Here is a 3,191-nt window from a genome sequence, read left to right as displayed (position 1 = left end):
TGGCGGCGCGACGCGCCGCTGGACGGCGCCACCGACGAGTCGTCCCGGGGCCCATCGGCTCCGGCGTCGCCCGACCCGGCGCGCCCGGTTCCGGACGCCGCCCGACGCCCGGACCCGTCGTCCGGCAAGTCGGAGGGGTCCAAGTCGGACGGGCCGGAGTCGGACGGGTCCGAGTCGGAGGGGTCCGAGTCGGAGGGGTCCGAGTCGGAGGGGTCCGAGTCGGACGGGCCGAGGTCGGACTGGCCGCAACCACCGCCGCGGGCCGGTCCCTCGAGGGAACGGCCCGCCGACGCCCACCAGCCGCGGCCGGCGTCGGCGCCGGACGCACCGGAGTCCCCATCTCCGGATCAAGCGGTCATCGAGCCGGTGCATCCGCGGTCGGCGCCGACGGCGCGGTGGGCCCCTCGGCGGTTCCGTTGAACCTGCCCACCGGCTCCCCCGCCGCCCCGCCAAGAGGCCTCGGCCTCAGTGCGCGAAGTGGCGCACCCCGCTGAAGTAGAGCGTCACGCCGGCCTCCCGCGCGGCCGCGATGACGAGTTCGTCGCGCACCGATCCGCCCGGCTCGACCACGGCCCGAACCCCGGCCTCGGCGAGGACCTCGAACCCGTCGGGGAACGGGAAGAAGGCGTCGCTGGCCGCCACCGCGCCCTTGGCGCGGTCCGCCGCCCGGGTCACCGCGAGTCGTGCCGCGTCGACCCGGTTGACCTGTCCCATCCCGACGCCCACGGTGGCGCCGTCGCCGGCCAGCAGAATCGCGTTGGACTTGACCGCACGCACGGCGCGCCAGGCGAAGCGCAGGTCGGCCAGCAGCGCCTCGTCCGCGGGGGATCCCGCCTCCAACGTCCAGCCCGACGGCTCGTCGCCCGGTTCCTCGACTGCGTCCCGCGCCTGCAACAGCAGGCCGCCGCTGACCTGACGCAGCTCGATCCCGCGCTGATGCGGGGGCGCGGGGCATTCCAGCAGGCGGATCGACGGCTTGCGGGCGAGGATCTCCACGGCGCCCGCCTCGTAGGACGGCGCCACGACGACCTCGGTGAAGATCTCCGCGATCTGCTCGGCGAGCTCCACCGAGACCGGCCGGTTGGTGGCGATCACCCCGCCGAACGCGGACACCGGGTCGCAGGCGTGCGCCTTACGGTGGGCCTCGGCGATCGTCGCGCCGATCGCGATGCCGCACGGGTTGGCGTGCTTGATCACGGCAACCGCCGGCTCGGCGAAGTCGTACACGGCCCGTCGGGCCGCGTCGGTGTCGGTGTAGTTGTTGTAGGACATCTGCTTGCCGTGCAGCTGGCGAGCCGTGGCGAGGCCCGGCTGTCCCTCGCCACCCGCCTCGACGTAGAGGGCGGCCCGCTGGTGCGGGTTCTCGCCGTACCGCAGCACGTCAGAACGGTGCCACTGCGCGGACAGCACGTCGGGCCAGCCGGTCTCCAGAGCAGTCTCGTCGGGGGCGACGACCCCGGCGAACCACGAGGACACCGCGACGTCGTAGGCGGCCGTGTGGGCGAACGCCTTGGCCGCGAGGCGGCGGCGGGCCGGCAGGTCGTAGCCCGACCCGCGGACCACCTCGGCCAACTGCGTGTACTCGTCCGGCGAGACGACGACGGCGACCGAGGCGTGGTTCTTCGCCGCCGCGCGGATCATCGCCGGGCCGCCGATGTCGATCTGTTCGATTGCCTCGTCCTCGCTCGCGCCGCCGGCCACCGTCGCGGCAAACGGGTAGAGGTTGACCACGACCAGATCGAACGGGGCGATGTCGAGTTCGGCGAGGACCGCCGCGTGTTCGGCGTTGCGCAGGTCCGCGAGCAGACCGGCATGGACGTGCGGGTGCAGCGTCTTGACCCGCCCGCCGAGCACCTCCGGAAAACCGGTGACGGTACTGACCGGGATGACCGCCAGCCCGTGGCGGGCCAGCACGTCCGCGGTCGACCCGGTGGAGACGACCTCGACGCCCGCGGCCAGGAACGCCTCGGCGAGGACGTCGAGCCCGCTCTTGTCGTACACGCTGACGAGCGCCCGGCGCAGCGGCCGTCGCCCGGTGGGGATCACCTCAGCGGACTCGGATCCCCGAGCGGCGCCGCCTGCGCCCGCCGCGTCTTCGCCCGATGACGTCATGATTCCTCCTGGACGTGAGCTGAGCCTCTGCCGGTACCTGAACCTCGCACCGGCGCGCGCAGGTCGGGGGCGCGCCGATGCCCGGCCGGAACCGCCTGCGCGCTCTCCGACCGCACGATCTCGCCGATCGTCGCGACGAACAGTCCTCGCTCGACGCCCTGGATCCGGGCGCGAAGAGTCTGCTCGGTGTCGTCCGGCCCCACCGGAACCGGACACTGGGCGATGATCGGCCCGGTGTCGACCCCCTCGTCGACCCAGTGCACCGTCACCCCGCTCACCTTCACCCCGGCGGCGAGCGCGTCGCGGACCGCGGAGGCGCCCGGAAAGGCGGGCAGCAGCGAGGGATGGGTGTTGATGGTCCGGAACCGGCCGATCACCCGCCGACTGAGAATCTTCATGTAGCCAGCCAGGACGAGCAGATCGGGCTCGAACCCGGCAATCCGCTCGGCGGTCGCCGCGTTGAAGGCCTCCCGATCGGGATGATCCTCGAGCCGGACGGTGAACACCGCGATGCCGCTGTCCCGGGCCCGTCGCTCCGCCCCGGTGTCGTGTCGATCGGTGCCGACCGCCACGACGGTCGCGCCGAACTCGGAATCCGCGGTCGCGTCGAGAACCGCCTGCAGGGTGGTTCCTGCGCCCGAGGCGAGTACGACGAGGCGAGCAGACACTTCACCCTCCGTGACCAGAATGGGACGGGCTGATGGACGCGGGCCGGACGCCCCGAACGACCGGAACGTCGGCGCACCACGGACGCCACTGGGACGGCCGCCGCCGCGCGCTGACCGCCACCGCGCGAACGCGCACGTACCCGACCGCGGCGAGGACGACCCGTCCGACTGTACTGACTGGACCACCTGCGCCGCGCGGGACAGCCCAGGAGCACCCCGACGCCGCGATCACGCCGCCGGGGCCCACCCGGTCACGAACTCGGCCAGTCGAGCCTCGATCGCCGTGGCCGACGGGACGTCGCGGCCCGCCGGGGCGGCCAGCGGCGAGGTCATGGTCAGCAGCCCCGCCAGCCGGTCGTCGTCGTCCTCGCCGGCGCCCGCCCCGCACGAGCAGCCGGCGGCGGTCCGGTC

At 73.8% G+C, this 3,191-nt stretch carries 2 protein-coding genes and 1 pseudogene; all 3 read right to left on the bottom strand.

Features of this window, described 5'->3' with window-relative positions:
- Window positions 1–465 precede the first annotated feature (465 nt).
- Window positions 466–2,112: a bifunctional phosphoribosylaminoimidazolecarboxamide formyltransferase/IMP cyclohydrolase gene (purH, locus tag ND748_RS28840; protein WP_251749339.1), complete on the bottom strand. Its 1,647-nt coding sequence runs from the start codon at window positions 2,110–2,112 to the stop codon at window positions 466–468.
- On the bottom strand, window positions 2,109–2,780 hold the full coding sequence (gene purN / locus ND748_RS28835; RefSeq protein WP_251749338.1) for a phosphoribosylglycinamide formyltransferase: 672 nt from the start codon (window positions 2,778–2,780) through the stop codon (window positions 2,109–2,111). Before purN ends, purH begins: the two co-directional genes overlap by 4 nt.
- A 228-nt stretch (window positions 2,781–3,008) precedes the next feature.
- Window positions 3,009–3,191 (bottom strand): annotated as a pseudogene (locus ND748_RS28830) (XRE family transcriptional regulator); the annotation flags it as partial.

Source organism: Frankia sp. AiPs1 (genome assembly GCF_023716945.1).
Lineage (GTDB): Bacteria > Actinomycetota > Actinomycetes > Frankiales > Frankiaceae > Frankia.
The sequence above is the reverse complement of the archived record's forward strand: the minus strand, read 5'-3'. Positions and strand labels throughout refer to the sequence as shown.